Source organism: Carnobacterium inhibens subsp. inhibens DSM 13024, from assembly GCF_000746825.1.
In the GTDB taxonomy this organism is placed as follows: Bacteria; Bacillota; Bacilli; order Lactobacillales; family Carnobacteriaceae; genus Carnobacterium_B; species Carnobacterium_B inhibens.
In genome coordinates this window covers 1,707,440-1,730,533 of the sequence record NZ_JQIV01000006.1, presented here as the reverse complement: position 1 = coordinate 1,730,533, position 23,094 = coordinate 1,707,440, and the positions used below count along the sequence as shown (strand labels likewise).

Genomic DNA, 23,094 nt, shown 5'->3' with positions numbered 1-23,094 from the left:
GTCATTCGTCATGGTTTCTTATTACTTCTGTATTATTTGAAGAGTTTCTTTACTAAAAGAATACAAAAAGTGGATTTTAACGTAAAATATGACTTAATTTGTCATTTTAGTCTCCCTTTTGATTCATTTAAGAATAAGAGACATTAGCCCTTTAGGTTCTTTTTCTTTAATGGTAAAATGCTTACAATGGCTTGATTTCGGCAATTGGAGGGATGAAATGTCAAAAGAAAGTTATGATAAAGTCAATGCGATCAAATGGATTGGAATTATTACAATGACAATGGATCATATAGGTTATTACCTGTTCCCTCAACTTATTTGGTTGCGTATTATAGGAAGAATCGCGTTCCCGTGTTTTCTCTATACAACTGTTCAAGGTACTGAACATACCAGAAACTTTAAAAAATATGTGTTCCAATTGATCGGTACGGGTGTGCTCACTATTCCAATTAGCCTGTATTCTGGAACAACCTTTAACGTATTGTTTACGCTAGCTTTAGTTGCGCTTTCTGTTAAAGATAAACGCTTTTTTGGTATAGCATTGTTATTGAGTTACTTTTGTGAATATGGAATTTATGGCTTTTTATTAGGTTGGTCTATTTATTGTATGGTATCTGTGAACAAGAAAATAGGTGCCTTATTCTTTTTGGTTCTGCATTTATTCATAGGTTCATCTTTACAAATTTTTGCGCTTTTAGCACTTTTTCTACTATTAATAGAGAACTATAGCTGTAGTAAAAAGATACCCAAAGTTTTTGGCTATCTGTATTACCCTTTGCATCAAGTAATCTTATTAATTATTAAAGCTACTATATAAAGGAGGAATGATAGTTATGAACGCACAACAAATGTGGAGTGAGCTTATCTCAATTCACCCTGAATACCAGAACACAACTTATAATGCTTGGAGTTATGGAGTAGAAGCAAACGAGTTGGCGCGGTTAACTTTTGAAAAAATAAAAACGGCTACAGCTTCTGCGTTTGAAGAATATGCTTTAGAAAATGAAGCTCTGCCTGAAGAAGGTGAGTTAAATATTATATTAAATGCGGATGAAGAAGCAGTCTGTATCACAAAAACAACTAAAGTATCAGTTGTTCCTTTTCAAGACGTATCCAAAGAACATGCATTCAAAGAAGGAGAAGGAGACCGTTCTTTAGAATACTGGAGAAACGTACATAAAACTTTTTTTGAAAATGGCTATAAGAAAAGCGGATTGATGTTTCATGATAATATCCCTGTCGTATGTGAAGAATTTGAAGTAATTTATAAACAAAAGCTTCTTTAAAAGAGTGGTATACTAACTAGTAACAGGATGAAAGAGTATAGTTAAAAACAGAATAAGTTGAAAGGATGTATCATTATGATTATTAGAGAACGTGAAAATGATTTTGTCATGATTGAACAAATGCACCATGCTCAATTTGCTGGAGATGTTATGGCTAAATGGGAATCAGGGCTTTTCCAAGGAAGTCAGTTAAGAAAATCAGTGGATTATGCTATTCGTATGCATGACTATGGATGGGAAAATCTCGACAGAACTCCATTTTGGAATGATAAAAAACAAGTTCCATACTCCCTTTTTGATTTTCCAAAAGCACCGAAAGTTATTTTTTATACGTATGGTATTGATGCAGTTGAAAAAGTTGATCGATATGCAGCTTTGTTATGCAGCAGACATTACATTCAGTTCTTTTTAAAAGATTCTTCAGAAGAATCACAAGTTTTTCTTAAACAAGAAGAGGAAAGAAAAAAACGAATTATTGCAACGTTGGATAATTTTGATGAGCGCATATTTAATTTTCATTATGCTTTACTGGCATTAGGCGATACGATATCTGTGTTTGCTTGTGTTAATGAACCAGGAGCTACGCAAGAGACAATTCACCCATTCTTTAAAAAGGGTCTTTCATTATCTTCGGAACTGGGTTTAGCAGAGCCCACTATGAAACCTGTGTGGGTAGATGAACAGACGATTGCATTGGATGTTTTTCCTTTTGAAGCACCAATTACCAGTAAGTTGGTTCAAAAAATAGTTTCAAAAAAAGTTATTGCAGAAAAAGGTCTTTTAGATAGTTACGATCAAGCTGAATACGAAGAAATAACGATTAATATTCGACCAAAAGAGTAAGAGAGATTGACAACAAGAGTATAAAATAAATTCTGACGAAGTTATTGACAATTAGTTAGAGAACTTGTATAGTCTTAACGGAACAACAAATTAACTGAAACATTAAAAATTAAATAATCTTATCTGAATGATAAAAGTAGTCAAAGTGCTTTCCATTCCTTTTGTAAAGAGCAAAAGGGTGGAGTGGGCACTTTTTTCGTGCAAAAAAATAGAAGGAGTGAACGAGCTTGACATTAGAATTTGAAACAATTGCAGCCATTTCAACGCCTCCTGGTGAAGGAGCAATTGGAATAGTAAGGTTGAGTGGTGAACAAGCTATTGAAATAGCAGATCGTGTATATAGATCTGGTTCAAAAGCATTGACTGAACAACAAAGTCACACAATTCACTATGGTCACATTGAAAATCCTAAGACAAATGAAGTAATTGATGAAGTGATGGTATCGGTTATGCGTGAGCCAAAAACTTTTACTAGAGAAGATGTTGTTGAAATTAATTGTCATGGTGGTATTACATCTGTCAATCAAGTCTTGCAATGTGTTTTACAAAATGGAGCTCGCTTAGCAGAACCCGGTGAATTTACTAAACGGGCTTTCTTAAATGGACGAATTGATTTGTCTCAAGCAGAAGCAGTAATGGATTTGATACGTGCTAAAACAGATAGAGCTATGCATGTTGCGTTGAAGCAATTAGATGGGAACTTATCTCATTTGATTCGTAACTTACGTGTAGAAATATTAGATACCTTAGCTCAAGTAGAAGTAAATATTGATTATCCTGAATACGATGATGTTGAAGAAATGACGTCAAAATTATTGATTGAAAAAGCTAAAATAGTTAAAGCATCCATTCAACAATTATTGGAAACCGCTAGTCAAGGAAAGATTTTAAGAGAAGGATTGGCAACAGCAATTATTGGGCGGCCAAATGTTGGTAAATCTAGCTTATTAAATTATCTGTTAGATGAAGAGAAAGCTATTGTTACCGATATTGCCGGTACAACCCGAGATGTGATTGAAGAATATATCAGTGTTAGAGGCGTTCCGTTAAAACTTGTAGACACAGCAGGTATTCGTGAAACAGAAGATATTATTGAACGAATTGGTGTAGAACGAAGCCGCCAAGCCTTAAGTGATGCAGATCTAGTTTTATTAGTCTTTAATCAAAGTGAACCTTTAACAATAGAAGATAAAGCTTTAATTGAAGCAACGAATCACCATAATCGTATTGTTATTTTAAATAAAATCGATTTACCAAATAAATTAGATTTAAATGAATTAGAACAGTTAGTAGAACCAGAAAGTATTGTGAAAACCTCTATTTTATCTAAATCTGGTGTAGATGTTTTAGAAAAGAAAATAGCAGACCTCTTCTTTACAGGCCAAACAGGTGAGCGAGACGCTACTTATGTCTCTAATGTGCGTCATATCGCTTTATTAAACGATGCAGAAGCTGCATTAGATGAGGTTATCAGCGGAGTAGAAATGGGCATGCCAGTTGATTTGATTCAAATAGATATGACACGTTGTTGGGATCTATTAGGTGAAATCACAGGAGATAGCGTCCAAGATGAACTCCTAACTCAATTATTCAGCCAATTTTGTCTAGGAAAATAAGGATGCGGAGTGTCTCGTTTATCCTCGACAAGAAAACAGGAAAAATTCGTAGGGTTTTTTTCCCCCGAAGAAGTTTTATCTTTTTCTCGAGAGGATGAGACACGCAGCTCAACTAAAAGTCACTCAACTCAATGAATAAAACAAAAAATAAATTCGACATAAATAAACAAAGAGAAAGATACGAAAGAAAGGACTGTTTAAATGAATCATTACGAAGCTGGAGATTTTGATGTCATCGTTGTTGGTGCAGGTCATGCTGGATCAGAAGCAGCATTAGCCGCAGCAAGAATGGGAAGCCAAACGCTTTTAATTACCATTAATCTAGATATGGTTGCTTTTATGCCATGTAACCCATCAATCGGAGGTCCTGCTAAAGGAGTAGTAGTTCGAGAAATCGACGCTCTTGGCGGTGAAATGGGACGTAATATCGATAAAACGTATATCCAAATGAGAATGCTAAATACGGGTAAAGGACCCGCAGTTAGAGCTTTACGCGCTCAAGCGGATAAATTTATGTATGCAAATGAAATGAAAAAAACTATTGAAGAAACTAAAAACCTTGTTTTAAGACAAGGAATTGCTGAAGAATTGATTATTGAAGATGGTATTTGTAAAGGAATCATTACAAATACTGGTGCTATTTATCGTTCTAAGGCTGTTATTTTAACTGCAGGTACATCTTCACGTGGCCAAATCATTATCGGCGAACTGAAATATTCTTCTGGTCCAAACAATTCACAACCGTCTATTAAACTATCAGAAAGTTTATTAGAAAATGGATTTGAATTAAATCGTTTTAAAACTGGGACTCCTCCTAGAGTTAAATCCTCAACGATTGATTATAGCGTTACTGAAGAACAACCTGGGGATGAAAAACCAAATCATTTTAGTTACGAAACACCAAACAGTGCTTATTTAAAAGATCAATTATCATGCTGGTTAACGTACACGAATGAATCAACTCATCAAAAAATCCAAGACAACTTGCATCGTGCACCGATGTTTACCGGGATTGTTGAAGGAGTAGGCGCTCGTTACTGCCCATCAATTGAAGATAAAGTTGTCCGTTTTAGTGACAAACCAAGACATCAATTGTTTCTAGAACCTGAAGGACGCGACACAGAAGAAGTCTATGTCCAAGGTTTATCAACATCACTTCCAGAAGATGTTCAACAAGAGATTCTGCACTCCATTGAAGGATTAGAGAATGCTGAAATGATGCGTACAGGTTACGCAATTGAATATGATGTGGTTACGCCGCATCAATTGCGTCCCTCTTTAGAAACAAAAGTAGTTGAAAATCTATTCACTGCTGGACAAATGAATGGAACTTCTGGTTATGAAGAAGCTGCTGGACAAGGAATTATGGCTGGTATCAATGCAGCACTTAAAGTTCAAGGAAAAGAACCCTTTGTTATGAAACGTAGTGAAGGATATATCGGAGTTATGATTGATGATTTAGTGACTAAAGGAACGAATGAACCTTATCGTTTATTGACGTCTCGTGCAGAGTACCGGTTGCTTTTACGTCATGATAATGCAGATTTTAGATTAACTGAAATAGGGCATCAAATTGGATTGATTTCACAAGAACGTTACAATACATTCTTAGTGAAAAAAGCTCAGCTTGAAGGAGAACTAGAACGTTTAGGCTCTATTCGTTTGAAACCAACTACTGAGATTCAAACTTATTTAACTGAAAAAAATCAAGCGCCTTTGAAAGATGGTATTTTAGCTAAAGACTTCCTACGTCGTCCGGAAGTGTCTTACCAAGACCTTTTAGCATTTGTTCCTCGTGATTATGAACTGCCAATAGCTGTAGAAGAGCAAGTAGAAATTCAAGTGAAATACGAAGGATACATCGCTAAAGCTTCTCAAAAAGTGGATAAATTAAAACGTATGGAAAATAAACGTATACCGGAAAATATTGATTATGCTGCTATCAATGGTATCGCTACAGAGGCAAAGGAAAAGCTGATTAAAATTCAGCCTGAAACAATTGCCCAAGCTAGCCGTATTAGTGGTGTGAATCCAGCAGATATTTCGATTTTAATGGTTTATGTAGAACAAGGGAAAATAGCTAAAGTTTAATTTTTTAAGTAGCTATAAAAATGAAAAATAGCCTTACAATTAAGCAACATCTTAATTGTAAGGCTATTTTTGTATATATAATTAGTCGTGTTTTTCTATTAGTATTTCCTGGGAAATATAAATTCATAAAAATTGTTTTTGTAAATCTATATTTACGGAATGAATTATTTGAGGTATATTTATTAAAGATTGGTGTAGAAGTAAATAAAGGTTCCTTAGCTCAGTTGGGAGAGCACTACCTCGACAAGGTAGGGGTCGCTGGTTCGAGCCCAGTAGGGACCATCAAAAAAAGAGAGGAAAATCTGTAAAGGATTTTCCTCTCTTTTTACTTTTCATTGAGATGCAAATTTAGTAGTATCCATCAGATTATTCTACTACTAAAGCCATATCTCCTTTACGTAACCAACTAGCTTTTTCTAATACTTTATTCACTACTATAGTAATCGCGATAGGGACTAAACATGCAGTAATGATATAAATAGCAAAAGATCCGCTTCCTTGAGACACAAAAATGTTTAATGGAGCAATCAAAGAACAAAAACCTAATCCTCCTAAAGCACTCGGAGCTGTAAATCCTAGAGCAACAGTTGAAATAGGCGCAGCTACTGCAGCAGCAAGAGTGGGACCAATCAAAATTCGAGGGTTTTTAACAATATTTGGCAATTGTACTTTTGGCGTACAAACAAATTGGGCTAAGAATCCACCAAGGTTATTTTGACGCATAGAGACAAATGAAAAACCAATATACATACTAGTTGTTCCCACCAGCATAGCTGCACTTGAAACCGGATCAAGATTTAATGCGATAGCAATGGCAGCTGAAGAAGCTGGAGACATCAACACTAAGCCACCGACAACTGAAATAACAGCTGCACCAATAACCGGAGAATCAGCAACTGAAGCAGAGATAAAAGCACTAACGATATTTAAGAATGGAGCGATAACAAGATTTAAGTAATAACCAGCTATACCACCAGCTAAGACTGCAGTAATAGGAATAGCCATCATGTCTAATGGAGTTTTCCCTGAAATACGTTTTCCAACAAAAGTAGCGATCGTTGCGGCAAATAGACAGCCAATCGGTTCACCAGTGGCAATAGTGATCATGCCATCCGCGGTCGTTTGAATAGCTCCAGCACCGATTGCTCCAGCAGCCATAGCACTAAAGATCGTAAGAGTATTTCCCCCCAACATAACTGCAATACCAGCACCAATTGCAGGAGCCATCAACATTTTAACAGCTGTTCCGATAATAACTAAAATAGTAAGGCCAGTCATGTTTCCGATTGTTTCTAATAGTAGACCGATCCCAATCGTTACAAAAATAGCATTTGCGATCCCTGATGAAGCTTTATACATTCGATCTAATAGATAAGTTTTCATTTTTCCAGCCTCCAATAGTTTAGTTTTAATAGTCGTCTAACATTTTTTCTCTTTCAAAACAATCAAACAAAAAAGACAAGCCTTTGTATACAGGCTTGCCTCATCTAACCGATGATTGAGCCCGAGTACGCAAACGAGGACTCAACTAAATGAATAGTTCGAATCCTTTGCTAAATTAATAAGTTAATAATGACTAAAGAACCGTTCAATTGAAAACGAGTGTTGAATGAGTTAAAAGTTGTAGTTTTCATATTGAACATCTCCTTTTTATAAATTGTTTTCTGACTATTTCCAATATTCTAACAACCTTACGCGAGGATGTCAACGAATTTTATCATTTGTTTCTAATTTATTTTAACGTATTCTCATTTAATGTTTATTTTTTTAAAAGTTTATCTATTTAAGGAGCTTAAAAAGTGCGGTAAAGCATTGCACTTCTAGCCAATTTGTTATACAGTTAAAAAGATGGATTTGTGAAACATAAAAGTGTTTCACGATAGTAAAAAGGAGTTGAGTTAATGAATCCTGAAGAGTTTAAAAAAGCCCTTGAAGATAAGGGAATGACGGTTACTGAGAAGCAAATGGAACAATTTGATCAATACCTTAAACTACTACAAGAATGGAATGAAAAAATTAATTTAACTGCAATCACGCAAAAAGAAGAAGTGTATTTAAAACACTTTTATGATTCTATTACAGCTGGTTTGTATGTGGATTTTAAGAATGGGGTCCAAAGCCTATGCGATGTAGGTGCAGGTGCCGGGTTTCCAAGCATCCCCCTAAAGATTATGTTTCCTCAATTAGAAGTCACAATAGTAGATTCATTAAATAAAAGAATTCAATTTTTAACTTTATTAGCAGAAACACTAGGATTAGAAGGGGTTCACTTCTACCATGATCGAGCAGAAACATTTGGACAAAATAAACAATTTCGTGAATCATTTGATTTTGTAACAGCTAGAGCAGTAGCTCGTATGAGCGTGTTAGCTGAACTGTGCTTACCTTTAACTAAAAAAGGCGGATTATTTATTGCGCTTAAAGCAAGCAATACAAAAGAAGAAATGGACGAAGGACAAAAAGCCATTGCTACACTAGGCGGGAAATTTCGTGAAGAATTTGTATTTGAACTTCCACATGAAGCTGGAGAACGTCACATTGTATTAATTGACAAAAAGAAAGAAACACCTAAAAAGTATCCTAGAAAACCGGGAACACCAAATAAGAATCCACTATAGTAGAAACCGATAACTATCAGAGCGTTTCTATTCGGATTCAACTACTCAATAAGAACGTTTTTTGATACAATAGAATCAAAGGACTTAGAGGACTGAGGGAGAGAAAAAGAATGGCGTTGTCTGATTTATTTGGTTCAGGAAAAGCTAAAAAGAAAACTGAGAATGAAGAGGATACTCTGTTAGAGGAATTAAAAAACCAAAAACGAGTTCAACAGATTGCTGTTGAAAAGATTGTTCCTAATCGTTTTCAGCCAAGAAAAGTATTTGATGAAGAAAAATTAGATGAATTAGCTCGTACGATTCACATTCATGGTTTGATTCAACCCATTATTCTTAGGAAATATGAAGAAGACAAGTATGAAATCATTGCAGGAGAAAGACGTTTTCGCGCAATGCAAAAATTGACATGGACAGAAGTACCTGCAATTGTCCAAGAAATGTCAGATAATGAAACGGCTTCTGTAGCGTTGATTGAAAATTTGCAAAGGGAAGAATTGACTGCTATTGAAGAAGCTGAGGCTTATCAGGGGTTAATGGCTTTAAATGAATTGACGCAAGAAGCACTAGCGCAACGCATTGGTAAAAGCCAATCGTTCATAGCAAATAAATTGAGGTTGCTAAGACTAGCGGAGCCTTTAAAAGAAGCATTACTTAATAGAAAAATAACTGAGCGACATGGGCGCAGTATGTTAGCTTTATCGCATGAGGAACAAATTGCCCTATTAAGTAGTATTGTTGAAAAAAAATTAACGGTTAAAGAAACAGAACGTTTAGTAAAACAACAGTTGGCTGAGAAGAACAAGTCTCAAGAACAGCCTAAAAAACGTATCAGAAAAATCTCGAAAGATCTTCGTTTAGCTTTAAATACCATTAACAAGTCAGTTGATTTGATTAAGGAAACCGGTATGCCTTTAGAAGCAAAAGAAGAAGATCTAGGAGATGTTTACCGAATCACAATTGAAATCAAGAAAGATAAATAAATAAAGAGCGATAAATGAAACATTCATTTTGAACAAATGCGTAGGAGAAAAAATACGCATAGTGTAATTTTTCTCCTATTTTTTGTATGTTGTCGGTAAATGGACGTCAAGAAAATTAGTACAGGATACTAAAGACAGATGGAGGAAAAAGGATGGCACGAATTATATCAGTCGCAAATCAAAAAGGCGGAGTTGGGAAAACAACTACGACAGTCAACTTAGGTGCTTGTTTAGCTTATTTTGGAAAGAAAATTTTATTGGTTGATATTGATGCACAAGGAAATGCAACAAGTGGTTTAGGTGTACGAAAGTCAGATGTTGAAAAAGATATTTACGATATTCTAGTCAACGAAACACTAGTTAAGGAAGTAGTTCTGCCTTCTTCAAGAGAAAACTTATGGGTCGTTCCAGCTACTATCCAATTAGCGGGTGCAGAAATTGAATTAACTTCGCAAATGGCTAGAGAGTCTAGATTGAAACAAGCTTTAGAAAAAGTAAGAGATGACTATGATTATATTTTGATCGACTGCCCGCCATCATTAGGTCATTTGACCATTAATGCTTTTACTGCAAGTGACTCTATTTTGATTCCAGTTCAATGTGAGTATTACGCTTTAGAAGGATTGAGCCAATTGCTGAATACCGTTCGATTGGTTCAAAAACACTTTAATCCTGAATTGAAAATTGAAGGTGTCTTACTTACAATGTTAGATGCACGTACAAATTTAGGTTATGAAGTAGTCGATGAAGTAAAAAAATACTTCCGTGAAAGAGTTTATAAGACGATCATTCCACGGAATATTCGATTATCTGAAGCGCCAAGTCATGGATTGTCTATTATTGATTACGATGCACGTTCTAGAGGAGCAGAGGTTTATCTTGAATTAGCAAAGGAAGTGCTGGCAAATGGCTAACAAAAATAGCAAAGGGTTAGGAAGAGGAATCGACGCTCTTTTTGGAGACTATGCTGAATTGTCTAATATCGATGCTGCAAATGAACAAGTTCAACAAATACCATTAACGGATATCAGACCTAATCCTTACCAACCGAGAAAAACATTTGATGAAACGGCTTTAAATGAGCTAGCAGAATCTATTAGAATATCGGGAGTTTTTCAACCTATTATTCTTCGTGAGTCAAAAATCAAAGGATATGAGATTATAGCTGGAGAACGCCGTTTCAGAGCATCTAAATTGGCCGGAAAAGAAACGATCCCCGCTATTATTCGTGAATTTGATGAAGAGAAGATGATGGAAGTTGCTGTTTTAGAAAATCTCCAACGAGAAGATCTAACATCATTAGAAGAAGCAGAAGCTTACGAAATGATGATGAAAAAATTGAAATTAACGCAAGAAGAAGTGGCTACACGTTTAGGAAAAAGTCGCCCTTATATTGCGAACTATTTACGTTTGTTAGGTTTACCAGATGCTGTCAAAGAAATGCTTCAAAATGAGGATATCTCAATGGGGCAAGCAAGAACTTTGTTAGGATTGAAAGAAAAAAAACAAATTTCTAAATTAGCTAAACGAGTAGTCAGAGAACACTTAACAGTTCGTCAGTTGGAACAATTAGTGACTAAGATGAATCAACCTAAGGAAGAAGCAGAACAGCTTACAAAAAATAACAAAAAACCTTATTATATTCGTGAGAGTGAAGAACGGTTAATGGATAAATTTGGAACAAGTGTGTCTATTAACGAAAAGAATCAAAAAGGGAAAATTGAAATTGAATATCTTTCTACAGAAGATTTAACGCGCATCTTAGATATTCTTGAGATTCAATTTGATGATGAATAACGCTTAGGGAGAATGATGATGGAAAAAAATTATGCTTTGAATGATATTGTTGAAATGAAGAAACCTCATCCTTGTGGGGAAAATCGTTGGCAAATCATTAGAATGGGTATGGATATTCGAGTTAAGTGTACAAAATGTGGCCATATGGTCATGATGCCAAGAAGAGATTTTGAAAAGAAAATGAAAAAAGTTTTAGAGATAGCAGAAAAATAATTAAAAAAGAAACTATTAAAAAGGAAGAGTGAATTTAATCATGCCATTAACAGCCGGAATCGTAGGTTTACCTAATGTAGGTAAATCAACATTATTTAACGCCATTACAAAAGCAGGAGCAGAAGCTGCTAACTATCCATTTGCAACCATTGATCCAAATGTAGGAGTTGTAGAAGTTCCTGATTACCGTTTAACTCGTTTAACAGAATTAGTTTCTCCAAAGAAGACCGTTCCAACGACTTTTGAATTTACAGATATTGCTGGAATTGTAAAAGGAGCAAGTAAAGGTGAAGGTCTTGGAAACAAGTTTTTGGCTAATATTCGCCAAGTAGATGCAATTTGTCATGTTGTGCGTTGTTTTGAAGATGACAATATTATTCACGTTGAAGGAAAAGTTGACCCAATCTCAGATATCGAAACCATCAATTTAGAATTGGTTTTGGCTGATTTAGAGTCAGTTGAAAAACGCTATACTCGTGTATCAAAAGTTGCACGTACAAAAGATAAAGAAGCTGTTGCAGAATTAGCTGTATTGGATAAAATCAAACCCGTTTTAGAAGCTGGAAAATCAGCTCGTTCAATCGAATTTACAGAAGACGAAGAAAAAACCGTGAAAAGTTTATTCTTGCTAACAACAAAACCTGTTTTGTATGTAGCAAATGTTTCTGAAGACCAAGTTGCAGATACTGAAAATGATGAACTTGTCAATCAAGTACGTAAATTTGCCGCAGAAGAAAATGCAGAAGTAAATGTTATTTGTGCAAGAATTGAAGAAGAAATTGCAGAACTTGAAGATGAAGAAAAAGAACTATTTTTGGAAGAATTAGGAATTGAAGAATCAGGTTTAGATAAGTTGATTCGTTCAGCATACAATCTTTTAGGATTAGGCACTTACTTTACAGCAGGTGTTCAAGAAGTTCGTGCATGGACCTTTAAAAAAGGAATGAAAGCTCCACAAACGGCTGGAATCATCCATAGTGATTTCGAACGTGGATTTATTCGGGCAGAAACGATTTCTTATGAAGATTTTGATAAATATGAAAGCGAACATGCTGCAAAAGAAGCAGGTCGTATGCGCTCTGAAGGTAAAGAGTATGTGGTTAAAGATGGGGATATCATGTTATTTAGATTTAATGTGTAACTATCATCAATGACTAAATAAGTTTAAATCAAGGATTTGAAAGGGGCATTTCACCTGTGGAAGAAACACAAGGAAGCATAATTAAAACAAAAAAAGAAGAAAACAGTGAGTTGTTTAAAAAATTAACAAAAAGAAATGAACAATACATGATGAGTTTAAATAAAGCTCTAGTGGAAAGAAATGTATCTGAAGCTAAAAAAGAAGAAGTGTTTAATGATATGCTTCACAATCTAGTGGAGCGTCAAAAATCAGGAGAAACAGCTCGTCAATTGTATGGAACGGTTACTGAATGTGCGAATCAGTTAGTGGCTAAACCTGAGCCTTCTCAAGAAGGACCATCTGAGAATTGGAAAATCGCTTTAGACGGTGGATTAATGATCGGTGGATTGTTCTCTCTTATCACGGGGCTTTCTGGTCTATTCAACAACGTAGAAGGTTCATCAACGCTAGGCATCATCACAACTTTATTGAACTTTATCGTTGGGGGATTAGTTATTCTATGGATCTCTAAAAATATGCCGGACAGAAAAAATCCTAAAAAAGGCGGCATGTTCCGTTACATCCTGATTTCAACGATTGGAATGCTATCTTTAATGGTAGTGATGACTGGATCTATGATGGTTGTTCCATCATTTATTAATATTCCACTAAATGCTGTTGGCAATATAATAGTGGGTATTTTAGCCTTTGTCGCGAAATACTTTGCAAAACGTAAATTAAATATTCGAGGCGGATTATTCTAAAGAATTTAAAGCAACTAAATGAGAAGAACTTTCAATAGACTACAACTGATGTTGTTAATTGAAGGTTCTCTCATTTTTTTTTCATAAAAAACGCTTTAAGTGACAAAATAGTAAGGAAATAAAGATATAAAGAGTTAATTTAGCCCTATGCTCTTGACTAAGCAGGCTATCTCTGTTAATTTTGTAGATAAAATTATTGATCAAATCAATCGGTATAAAAAGGGAGCGGATGGTTGTAATGTCTAATTGGGAAACAAAATTTGCAAAAAAAGGTTTTACTTTTGATGATGTATTGTTGGTACCTGCTGAAAGCCATGTTTTACCAAATGAAGTGGATTTAAGTGTTCAATTAGCTAAAAATATTAAGTTAAATGTTCCAATAATGAGTGCTAGTATGGATACCGTTACGGATTCAAGAATGGCAATTGCAATGGCTCGCCAAGGTGGATTAGGTGTTATCCATAAAAATATGACCATACAACAACAAGCAGATGAAGTGAGAAAAGTAAAACGTTCTGAAAGTGGCGTTATACTTGATCCGTTCTTTTTAACGCCTACACATTCTGTCTCAGAAGCTGAACAATTGATGAGTCGTTACCGTATTAGCGGTGTTCCTATCGTGAATAGTATGGAAGAACGTACTTTAGTTGGGATTTTAACAAACCGTGACTTGCGTTTTGTAGCAGATTACTCAATTCAAATCGATGAAGTAATGACGAAAGAAAGCTTAGTTACTGCTCCAACAGGGACATCTTTGAAAGAAGCAGAACATATTTTACAACAGCATAAAATTGAAAAATTACCGATCGTTGATCAAGATGGACGCCTAAGCGGATTGATCACGATTAAAGATATCGAAAAGATTCTTGAGTTTCCTAATGCAGCAAAAGATTCTCATGGTCGTTTGTTAGTTGCAGCAGCAGTTGGAGTTACAAATGATACATTTGACCGCGCTCAAGCTTTGATTGATTCAGGAGCTGATGCAATTGTTATAGATACAGCTCATGGACATAGTGCAGGTGTGATACGTAAGATAAAAGAAATTCGCGAAAAATTCCCTAAAGCTACATTAATTGCTGGAAACGTAGCAACAGGTGCAGCTACTCGTGCATTATATGATGTGGGTGTGGATGTAGTAAAAGTAGGAATTGGTCCAGGATCAATTTGTACAACACGTGTCGTTGCTGGTGTCGGTGTACCTCAGATCACGGCTATCTATGATGCAGCAGAAATAGCACGTGAATACGGTCGTTCTATCATTGCAGATGGTGGGATCAAGTATTCAGGAGATATCGTAAAAGCATTAGCAGCTGGAGGCCATGCTGTTATGCTAGGAAGTATGTTAGCTGGAACAGATGAATCTCCAGGAGAATTCGAAATTTTCCAAGGCCGCCGTTTTAAAACTTATCGTGGAATGGGAAGTTTAGCTGCTATGGAAAAAGGTTCAAGCGATCGTTACTTCCAAGGTACTGTAAATGAAGCAAACAAACTAGTTCCAGAAGGTATTGAAGGTCGTGTTGCTTATAAAGGTGCAGTATCAGATATCGTCTTCCAAATGCTTGGCGGATTGCGCTCAGGTATGGGATATGTTGGAGCAGCAAACCTAGAACAACTACGTGAAGAAACGCAATTTGTTCAAATGAGTGGTGCAGGATTACGTGAGTCTCACCCGCATGATGTACAAATTACAAATGAAGCACCAAACTATTCTGTTCAATAAAATAAAAAGAAGCTCAATAAAGGTCACAATGATCTTTATTGAGCTTCTTTTTAACAAATTCTTTATTATTTTCTGATATGATAAGTAAAATCGAAAAAATACGTCTAAATGAGGGAAATAAAATGAAAATTTTAGTAGTGGATGACGATAAAGAAATTGTTGAACTCTTAAGTATCTATATTCAAAATGAAGGATATGAAGTAGAAAAAGCTTATAATGGAAAAGAAGCATTAACAAAAATCAAAACGATTAAAAATATTGATTTAATGGTACTAGATGTCATGATGCCTAATATGGATGGAAACCAAGTTTTGAAAGAAGTCCGTAAAGAATTGCAACTGCCCATCCTTATGCTAAGTGCTAAAACGACAGATATCGATAAAATAAAAGGTTTAGTGACAGGTGCAGATGATTATGTGGCTAAACCGTTTAATCCGCTAGAAGTGATGGCTAGAATCAAATCTTTATTACGTCGAAGCAATTATACGACTAATATGGAAGAACCTAATAAACTTGAGGTTGGACCATTGCTGATTGAAAAAGAATCCCATGAAGTTCGAACAATCAATGGTGAGTTTATTCAATTGACAGCTTTAGAATTTGGTATTTTATATTTGTTAGCCAGTCATCCGAATCGTGTATTTAGTGCAGATGAAATATTTGAACGAGTATGGCAACAAGAAAGTCTTGTTTCAGCTAAAACAGTGATGGTTCATGTGAGTCATTTAAGAGATAAGATCGAAGAGGCAACAGGCGGAGAAAAAGTGATCCAAACCGTTTGGGGAGTAGGATACAAAATAGGCGAACGATAATACTGTATAGAAACAATGAAAATAGGAGTTGACTGGTCAGTTGAAATTGACAAGAAAAGAAAAAAGCAAGTTGGTCATTGAAGGTTTTATTACCATTGTATTGATCTTGATCTTGTACTACGCGGCTTTTGTTATTTTTAATCGTATGCTTATGGATGCTCCTGCAATGATTCGAGAATATTGGATTTTTGGGGATGCAATCATTAGCATTCGCGGAAATCAAATTATTTCAGTCACACCATTTTTTATAATTTTTTTAACCATTATAGCTATAGCTACTATCTATTGGAGATTGAAAAGACGCTACAAGCAAATGCAGTTGAACCATATCATTAGTGAATTACACTATATTGCAGAAGGTCATTATGAACATCGGATCACTACTGTTTTTGGTGATGATATGGAAAAAGTAGTAGATAGTATCCATGTTTTGGTAGATAGTACAGTGCAAGCGATGGAAGAAGAACGACGAATCGAGCAGTCTAAAGATGAGTTGATCACGAATGTAAGTCACGATATCAGAACACCGTTAACGTCTATTATTGGTTATCTAGGACTGATTGAAGAAAGGCGTTACCAAAATGAAGAAGAATTACTGAAATACACGCATACGGCGTATACTAAAGCTAAGCAGATGAAAGTTTTGGTAGAAGATCTATTTGAATATACAAAAGTAAGGCAAACAACGACGCCTTTAAATTTAACCCAATTTGATATGGTCCAACTATTAGAGCAGTTAGTAGCCGATTTTGAACTAGAAGCTGAAAAAAGACATATGGAAATAGAAGTTATCACTTCTTATGAGACTGTCCAGATGGAAGCTGATACTGAAAAGTTAGTTCGTGTGTTCAATAACTTGCTTTCAAATGCTTTAAAATATGGGAAAGGCGGTAAAAAAGTGTACATTGAGGTTCAAAAAACTGGAAAAGAAGCCATTATTTCAGTTAATAATGATGGAGCACCAATTCCGGAAAAATCCTTGAATCAATTATTTGACCGCTTCTACCGTGTAGAAGAATCGCGTTCACAAGAAACAGGCGGCACAGGCTTGGGATTAGCCATTGCCCAAAGTATTGTAGCTCTTCATGGTGGGTATATTTATGCCTCTTCTGATGAGCGCTTAACGCGTTTTGTCATGCACTTGCCTTTAAAGCAATTAGCTGTAGAACAACTAATGAAATAGGTGGCTTTAACTAGATGTTTAATAAAACAACCGTCTTGTATTAGTTTTAAACAAAAGAGGGTTGTTTTTTTTGCTTTATTTCGCTAACATAGAAAAAGTGTGTAGTAATCGACTACTTAATAACTTTAAAAAATTAAATTAAATTTAAACTGACTGAGGAGACAATAAAAAAATGAAAAACATAAAAAGAATTAGTGCTGTATTTGCTACAACGCTAGTATTAGGAACATTTTCTCCACTAAATTTTATTAGCCCAATCACTGCAGAGGCAGCAGCAATAGAACAACCTACTATAGAAGCAGCCGCGGCATTTATTATTGAACCCACAACTGGAAAAGTTTTATTGAACCAAAATGGGGACGAAAAATTAGGTATTGCTTCAATGACTAAGATGATCACTGAATATATTTTATTGGAAGCAATTGAAAATGGCGATTTAGCATGGGATGACCAAATTTCTATTAGTGAATACGCTCATAAAATTAGTCAAAATTATGAACTGTCAAATGTCCCTTTAAGGGTAGATGAAACCTATTCAGTAGAGGAACTATACCAAGCAATGGCTATTTATTCAGCAAATGGAGCGACTATTGCTTTGGCAGAACATATTGCTGGAGATGAAAAAACATTTGTTGATATGATGCGTGAAAAAGTTGAAACATGGGGCATTACAAATTACGAATTGTATAATTCGACAGGGTTATCTAATTCTGATTTGTACGGAAATATATATCCAGGCAGTACCGAAGATAGTGAAAATACAATGACAGCAAGAGAAATGGCGATAGTTGCTCAACGTTTGTTAATTGATTTCCCTGATGTGCTAAAAACATCTAGTATTAGCGAGCAAAAATTTAGAGAAGGTACATCTGATGAAATTAAGATGACCAACTTTAACTGGATGTTGCCAGGTCTAATTTTCGAACGCGAAAATGTTGACGGATTAAAAACCGGAACGACTGATTTTGCTGGGGCTTCAATGACCGGAACAGCTGAAGAAGAAGGCATGCGTATTATTACAATCGTAATGAATGCAACGAACGGACAAGAAGACGAGAGCAAACGGTTTGTTGAGACAGACAAAATGATGGACTGGGCTTTTGAAAACTGGGAAATGGTTCCAGCTTTTGAAGAAAACCAAGTAATTGAAAACATAGATCCGGTAGCTGTAGACGATGGAAAAGAAGATATGATTGAGTTAGCTGTGAAATCAGATGTATCTCTTCTAGTTCCTAAAAATACAGACATCAAAAATACTTCTGTAACTATTCAATTGCAAAAAGATTTATTAAATGAATCAGATCATTTAACAGCACCAATTGAAAAAGGAACTGAAGTAGGAACGGCACAAGTCATCAGTGAAGGTGACGAGCTAGGGTATGTTAATGGAGAAGAAGGCGAAGAAGTTACCGTTGTAGCTGCCTCAACTATAGAAAAAGCGAATGTATTTGTTTTAGGTGGACGCTGGGTGAAAGATTTCATAAGCAACTTATTTTAATCGCAGCTTGATACTTGCGACATATACGATTGTTCAAGGTACAAAACTAAACACTTTATGTTACGAAAGGCTGGATGAACCAGCCTTTTTTTTATTGACTTAAAGGAACGGATTGGGTAGAATGTAAGCATATTAACTGAATGAACACGAACGTTAGTAATGCGAGATAGTAAATTGTATTAAATACCCAAAGAGAGTCAGTGGTTGGTGAAAACTGATGGTTTAATCTTTTGAATCCATCGCATGAAGTAAGCAATGAACTCACTACTTGTGATAAAATTGTTTCGGATCCAGACCGTTATCTGATGTAAAGTGTAGAAGATTCTAAGGCAATCTTCTAAAGTTGGGTGGTACCGCGAACGTTGAGGCCATTTCGTCCCATATTATAGGGATGGAATGGCTTTTTTTGTCCAATTTAATAAAAAATAGAGTCAGAAAGGATGATAAAAATGTTAGACATTAAACAGTTAAGAACAGATTTTGATGTTATTGCTAAAAAATTAGAAACACGTGGGGTTAATGGCGAGGTATTAGAAGACTTCATTAGTTTGGATAAAGAAAGACGTTCATTAATTGTAACAACAGAAGAATTAAAGAGTTACCGTAACGAAGTATCTGGTGCGATTGCAACATTGAAACGAAATAAAGAAAATGCAGACGAAAAAATAAAAGAAATGCGTGAAGTTGGAGAAAAGATAAAAGCTTTAGACGAACAATTAGCACAAATTGATGAAAAAATTGAAACAATCGCAACTGGATTGCCTAATTTACCACACGAATCTGTTCCAGTAGGGGCGGATGAAGCAGACAATGTTGAAGTTCGTAAATGGGGTAAACCTGTTGAAATGGACTTCGAAGCTAAAGCTCACTGGGAGATTGCAGAAGAGTTGGATATTTTAGATTTTGAACGAGGAGCAAAAGTATCTGGAAGTCGTTTTGTTTACTATAAAGGATTAGGGGCAAGATTAGAACGTGCAGTATACAACTTTATGTTGAACTTGCATACAGAAGAACACGGCTATACTGAAATGATGACACCTTATTTAGTTAATAGCGATTCAATGTTTGGTACAGGACAATTTCCGAAGTTTAAAGAAGATGTTTTCCAAATTGAAGGAACCGATTTAACATTGATACCAACAGCTGAAGTTCCCTTAACAAACTATTACCGCAATGAAATTTTAAAAGAAGAACAATTACCTGTCTACTTTACGGCCCTAAGTCCTTCATTCAGATCAGAAGCCGGAAGTGCAGGAAGAGATACGCGAGGTTTGATCCGTTTGCACCAATTCAACAAAGTTGAGATGGTTAAATTCAGCAAACCAGAAACGTCTTATGATGAATTAGAAAAAATGACAAACAATGCTGAAGCAGTATTGCAAAAATTAGATTTGCCTTATCGTGTTTTGGCATTATGTACCGGTGATATGGGCTTCTCAGCAGCAAAAACGTATGATTTGGAAGTATGGATTCCTGCTCAAGAAACATATCGTGAAATCAGCTCTTGTTCAAATACTGAAGCATTTCAAGCAAGAAGAGCAAAAATCCGTTACCGTAATGAAGAAAGTGGCAAATTAGAATACGTTCATACCTTGAATGGTTCTGGATTAGCGGTTGGAAGAACAATAGCAGCTATTTTAGAAAATTGCCAACAAGCGGATGGATCTGTAAAAATACCGGATGTATTAATACCTTATATGGGTGGCGTAACAGAGATTCGTAAACAAAATTAAAAAGACGCAAACAGATTAATGTTAACTATTAAGTTTGAGTGCTATACTTTAATAAGTAAGAAAATAAGGGGGAATCGATAGTGAGTGAACAAAAATTTGAAAAAGCAACATTTGCCGGAGGTTGTTTTTGGTGCATGGTAAAACCTTTTGAAACACAGCCAGGTATCGAATCGGTCGTTTCAGGTTATACAGGAGGTCACACGGTTAACCCAACTTATGAAGAAGTATGCACTGAAACAACAGGCCATACAGAAGCTGTTCAGATTACGTTTGATCCTGAAAAATTTAGCTATAAAGATTTAGTAGAAGTTTACTGGCAACAAACAGATCCAACCGATGCCGGAGGACAGTTTGCTGATAGAGGTTCATCGTATCGTCCTGTGATTTTCTATCATAGTGAAGAGCAAAGACAAATAGCAGAAGCTTCTAAAGAAGCATTACAAAATAGTGGTCGGTTTAAACAACCCGTGGTAACGGAAATTCAACCTGCAGAACCTTTTTATCCAGCAGAAGAATATCACCAAGGGTTCTATAAAAAGAATGCTGCTCATTATGCAAGGTACAGGCAAGGATCTGGAAGAGCAGGCTTTATTGAATCAAATTGGGCAAATAACTAAATAATAATTAAAAAAAAGAGATTCTCCACAGTAATAATGGAGAATCTCTTTTTTTAAAAATATAAAATATAGGCTTTTATTCATAAAAAAACAATATACTGCATAATGATTATTTAACTAAAGGTTAGGTTTTTGAAATAAAGTTCGGTTTTTTTAAGGTTAAACATGATTTTGTACCTTTTTTAAAAAAAATGTTCAGTTTTGAAAAAATGTTTATTTTATTTATCAAAAATGATTGACGAAACGCCAAAACCTTGGTATATTTATATACGTCGCTGAGACAGGTTGAAACAAACCGACACAGCGAAAAAGAAAATTTAAAAAGTTGTTGACAAGCGATATCGAACGTGATATTATTAGTAAGTTGTCACAAACGAAACATTCAACTTTAGACCTTTGAAAACTAAACAAAGTAAGACGAACCAAATGTGAGGGTGACTCAGCAGTGCTGAGTCAACAGTAACAAATATAGTGAATAATTATTCGCTAGCAATCAATAATGAGCTTCAAGCATCATTTTATATGAGAGTTTGATCCTGGCTCAGGACGAACGCTGGCGGCATGCCTAATACATGCAAGTCGAACGCTTTTGTTTCACCGGGTGCTTGCACCCACCGAGACAAAAGAGTGGCGGACGGGTGAGTAACACGTGGGTAACCTGCCCATAAGAGGGGGATAACATCCGGAAACGGATGCTAATACCGCATATTTCCAATTGTCTCCTGACAGATGGAAAAAAGGTGGCTTCGGCTACCGCTTATGGATGGACCCGCGGCGTATTAGCTAGTTGGTGAGGTAATGGCTCACCAAGGCGATGATACGTAGCCGACCTGAGAGGGTGATCGGCCACACTGGGACTGAGACACGGCCCAGACTCCTACGGGAGGCAGCAGTAGGGAATCTTCCGCAATGGACGAAAGTCTGACGGAGCAATGCCGCGTGAGTGAAGAAGGTTTTCGGATCGTAAAACTCTGTTGTTAGAGAAGAACAAGGATGAGAGTAACTGCTCATCCCCTGACGGTATCTAACCAGAAAGCCACGGCTAACTACGTGCCAGCAGCCGCGGTAATACGTAGGTGGCAAGCGTTGTCCGGATTTATTGGGCGTAAAGCGAGCGCAGGCGGTTCTTTAAGTCTGATGTGAAAGCCCCCGGCTCAACCGGGGAGGGTCATTGGAAACTGGAGAACTTGAGTGCAGAAGAGGAGAGTGGAATTCCACGTGTAGCGGTGAAATGCGTAGATATGTGGAGGAACACCAGTGGCGAAGGCGACTCTCTGGTCTGTAACTGACGCTGAGGCTCGAAAGCGTGGGGAGCAAACAGGATTAGATACCCTGGTAGTCCACGCCGTAAACGATGAGTGCTAAGTGTTGGAGGGTTTCCGCCCTTCAGTGCTGCAGCTAACGCATTAAGCACTCCGCCTGGGGAGTACGACCGCAAGGTTGAAACTCAAAGGAATTGACGGGGACCCGCACAAGCGGTGGAGCATGTGGTTTAATTCGAAGCAACGCGAAGAACCTTACCAGGTCTTGACATCCTTTGACCACTCTAGAGATAGAGCTTTCCCTTCGGGGACAAAGTGACAGGTGGTGCATGGTTGTCGTCAGCTCGTGTCGTGAGATGTTGGGTTAAGTCCCGCAACGAGCGCAACCCCTATTATTAGTTGCCAGCATTCAGTTGGGCACTCTAGTGAGACTGCCGGTGATAAACCGGAGGAAGGTGGGGATGACGTCAAATCATCATGCCCCTTATGACCTGGGCTACACACGTGCTACAATGGATGGTACAACGAGTCGCAAGGTCGCGAGGCCAAGCTAATCTCTTAAAGCCATTCTCAGTTCGGATTGCAGGCTGCAACTCGCCTGCATGAAGCCGGAATCGCTAGTAATCGCGGATCAGCACGCCGCGGTGAATACGTTCCCGGGTCTTGTACACACCGCCCGTCACACCACGAGAGTTTGTAACACCCGAAGTCGGTGAGGTAACCCTTTTGGGAGCCAGCCGCCTAAGGTGGGACAGATAATTGGGGTGAAGTCGTAACAAGGTAGCCGTATCGGAAGGTGCGGCTGGATCACCTCCTTTCTAAGGAATATAACGGAAACCCACACATTCGTACTTACTTTGTTTAGTTTTGAGAGGTCTAATCTTCTCAATAAATAGATGTTGTTCTTTGAAAACTGGATAAAGTTAAAAATTGTAATTCAA

General features: G+C 36.6%; 19 protein-coding genes, 1 tRNA gene, 1 rRNA gene and 1 other annotated feature. Of the genes, 20 read left to right on the top strand and 1 reads right to left on the bottom strand.

Features of this window, described 5'->3' with window-relative positions:
- Window positions 1-217 precede the first annotated feature (217 nt).
- The 6 genes from BR65_RS13490 to BR65_RS09480 all read left to right on the top strand — a co-directional run bounded on the left by BR65_RS13490 (window position 218) and on the right by BR65_RS09480 (window position 6,118).
- Complete coding sequence (locus BR65_RS13490; protein ID WP_051932738.1) at window positions 218-817, top strand: TraX family protein; 600 nt, start codon at window positions 218-220, stop codon at window positions 815-817.
- 16 nt (window positions 818-833) lie between these two features.
- A complete protein-coding gene (locus tag BR65_RS09500; RefSeq protein ID WP_034537997.1) occupies window positions 834-1,286 on the top strand; it encodes an ASCH domain-containing protein in 453 nt (150 codons plus the stop codon).
- A gap of 75 nt (window positions 1,287-1,361) precedes the next feature.
- Window positions 1,362-2,129, top strand: a complete 768-nt coding sequence (locus tag BR65_RS09495) for a DUF3891 family protein (RefSeq protein ID WP_034537996.1) — start codon at window positions 1,362-1,364, stop codon at window positions 2,127-2,129.
- Between the two features lie 227 nt (window positions 2,130-2,356).
- On the top strand, window positions 2,357-3,745 hold the full coding sequence (gene mnmE, locus BR65_RS09490; protein WP_034537995.1) for a tRNA uridine-5-carboxymethylaminomethyl(34) synthesis GTPase MnmE: 1,389 nt from the start codon (window positions 2,357-2,359) through the stop codon (window positions 3,743-3,745).
- A 201-nt stretch (window positions 3,746-3,946) separates the two neighbouring features.
- Window positions 3,947-5,836, top strand: coding sequence for a tRNA uridine-5-carboxymethylaminomethyl(34) synthesis enzyme MnmG (gene mnmG / locus BR65_RS09485; RefSeq protein ID WP_023179661.1), 1,890 nt, complete (start codon window positions 3,947-3,949; stop codon window positions 5,834-5,836).
- A 209-nt stretch (window positions 5,837-6,045) separates the two neighbouring features.
- Window positions 6,046-6,118: transfer RNA gene (locus BR65_RS09480), tRNA-Val, on the top strand.
- 84 nt (window positions 6,119-6,202) lie between these two features.
- On the opposite strand, the gene BR65_RS09475 is transcribed toward BR65_RS09480, so the two are convergent.
- Entirely contained in the window at window positions 6,203-7,219 is a 1,017-nt protein-coding gene (locus BR65_RS09475; protein ID WP_034537994.1) for a PTS sugar transporter subunit IIC, read from the bottom strand.
- 518 nt (window positions 7,220-7,737) lie between these two features.
- Between BR65_RS09475 and rsmG the strand changes: the two genes are divergently transcribed.
- The 14 genes from rsmG to BR65_RS09405 all read left to right on the top strand — a co-directional run bounded on the left by rsmG (window position 7,738) and on the right by BR65_RS09405 (window position 22,971).
- Window positions 7,738-8,454: a 16S rRNA (guanine(527)-N(7))-methyltransferase RsmG gene (gene rsmG, locus BR65_RS09470; RefSeq protein ID WP_023179657.1), complete on the top strand. Its 717-nt coding sequence runs from the start codon at window positions 7,738-7,740 to the stop codon at window positions 8,452-8,454.
- Between the two features lie 110 nt (window positions 8,455-8,564).
- The gene (gene noc, locus BR65_RS09465) at window positions 8,565-9,434 is read left to right on the top strand and encodes a nucleoid occlusion protein (RefSeq protein WP_023179656.1); all 870 of its coding nucleotides are present in this window, start codon (window positions 8,565-8,567) and stop codon (window positions 9,432-9,434) included.
- A 152-nt stretch (window positions 9,435-9,586) separates the two neighbouring features.
- Window positions 9,587-10,348 (top strand): ParA family protein, encoded by a 762-nt coding sequence (locus BR65_RS09460; RefSeq protein WP_023179654.1) that lies wholly within the window; start codon window positions 9,587-9,589, stop codon window positions 10,346-10,348.
- Complete coding sequence (locus BR65_RS09455) at window positions 10,341-11,231, top strand: ParB/RepB/Spo0J family partition protein (RefSeq protein ID WP_023179652.1); 891 nt, start codon at window positions 10,341-10,343, stop codon at window positions 11,229-11,231. Before BR65_RS09460 ends, BR65_RS09455 begins: the two co-directional genes overlap by 8 nt.
- 18 nt (window positions 11,232-11,249) lie before the next feature.
- On the top strand, window positions 11,250-11,444 hold the full coding sequence (locus BR65_RS09450) for a DUF951 domain-containing protein (RefSeq protein ID WP_023179650.1): 195 nt from the start codon (window positions 11,250-11,252) through the stop codon (window positions 11,442-11,444).
- Window positions 11,445-11,484: 40 nt separating this feature from the next.
- On the top strand, window positions 11,485-12,585 hold the full coding sequence (gene ychF, locus BR65_RS09445; protein ID WP_023179649.1) for a redox-regulated ATPase YchF: 1,101 nt from the start codon (window positions 11,485-11,487) through the stop codon (window positions 12,583-12,585).
- Window positions 12,586-12,641: 56 nt separating this feature from the next.
- Complete coding sequence (locus tag BR65_RS09440; RefSeq protein ID WP_034537993.1) at window positions 12,642-13,328, top strand: DUF1129 domain-containing protein; 687 nt, start codon at window positions 12,642-12,644, stop codon at window positions 13,326-13,328.
- A 238-nt stretch (window positions 13,329-13,566) separates the two neighbouring features.
- Window positions 13,567-15,048, top strand: coding sequence for an IMP dehydrogenase (gene guaB / locus BR65_RS09435; protein WP_023179644.1), 1,482 nt, complete (start codon window positions 13,567-13,569; stop codon window positions 15,046-15,048).
- Between the two features lie 122 nt (window positions 15,049-15,170).
- Entirely contained in the window at window positions 15,171-15,860 is a 690-nt protein-coding gene (croR, locus tag BR65_RS09430) for a response regulator transcription factor CroR (RefSeq protein ID WP_023179642.1), read from the top strand.
- A gap of 40 nt (window positions 15,861-15,900) precedes the next feature.
- Window positions 15,901-17,043, top strand: coding sequence for a sensor histidine kinase (locus BR65_RS09425; protein WP_023179640.1), 1,143 nt, complete (start codon window positions 15,901-15,903; stop codon window positions 17,041-17,043).
- A 172-nt stretch (window positions 17,044-17,215) separates the two neighbouring features.
- Window positions 17,216-18,541: a serine hydrolase gene (locus BR65_RS09420; protein WP_023179638.1), complete on the top strand. Its 1,326-nt coding sequence runs from the start codon at window positions 17,216-17,218 to the stop codon at window positions 18,539-18,541.
- 147 nt (window positions 18,542-18,688) lie between these two features.
- Window positions 18,689-18,925, top strand: a binding site (T-box leader).
- 65 nt (window positions 18,926-18,990) lie between these two features.
- Window positions 18,991-20,274 carry a serine--tRNA ligase gene (gene serS, locus BR65_RS09415; RefSeq protein ID WP_034537991.1) on the top strand — a complete coding sequence of 428 codons (1,284 nt, stop codon included), beginning with the start codon at window positions 18,991-18,993 and terminating at the stop codon, window positions 20,272-20,274.
- Window positions 20,275-20,354: 80 nt separating this feature from the next.
- The gene (msrA, locus tag BR65_RS09410; protein WP_023179634.1) at window positions 20,355-20,891 is read left to right on the top strand and encodes a peptide-methionine (S)-S-oxide reductase MsrA; all 537 of its coding nucleotides are present in this window, start codon (window positions 20,355-20,357) and stop codon (window positions 20,889-20,891) included.
- 518 nt (window positions 20,892-21,409) lie between these two features.
- A 16S ribosomal RNA gene (locus BR65_RS09405) occupies window positions 21,410-22,971 on the top strand.
- Window positions 22,972-23,094: the final 123 nt, after the last annotated feature.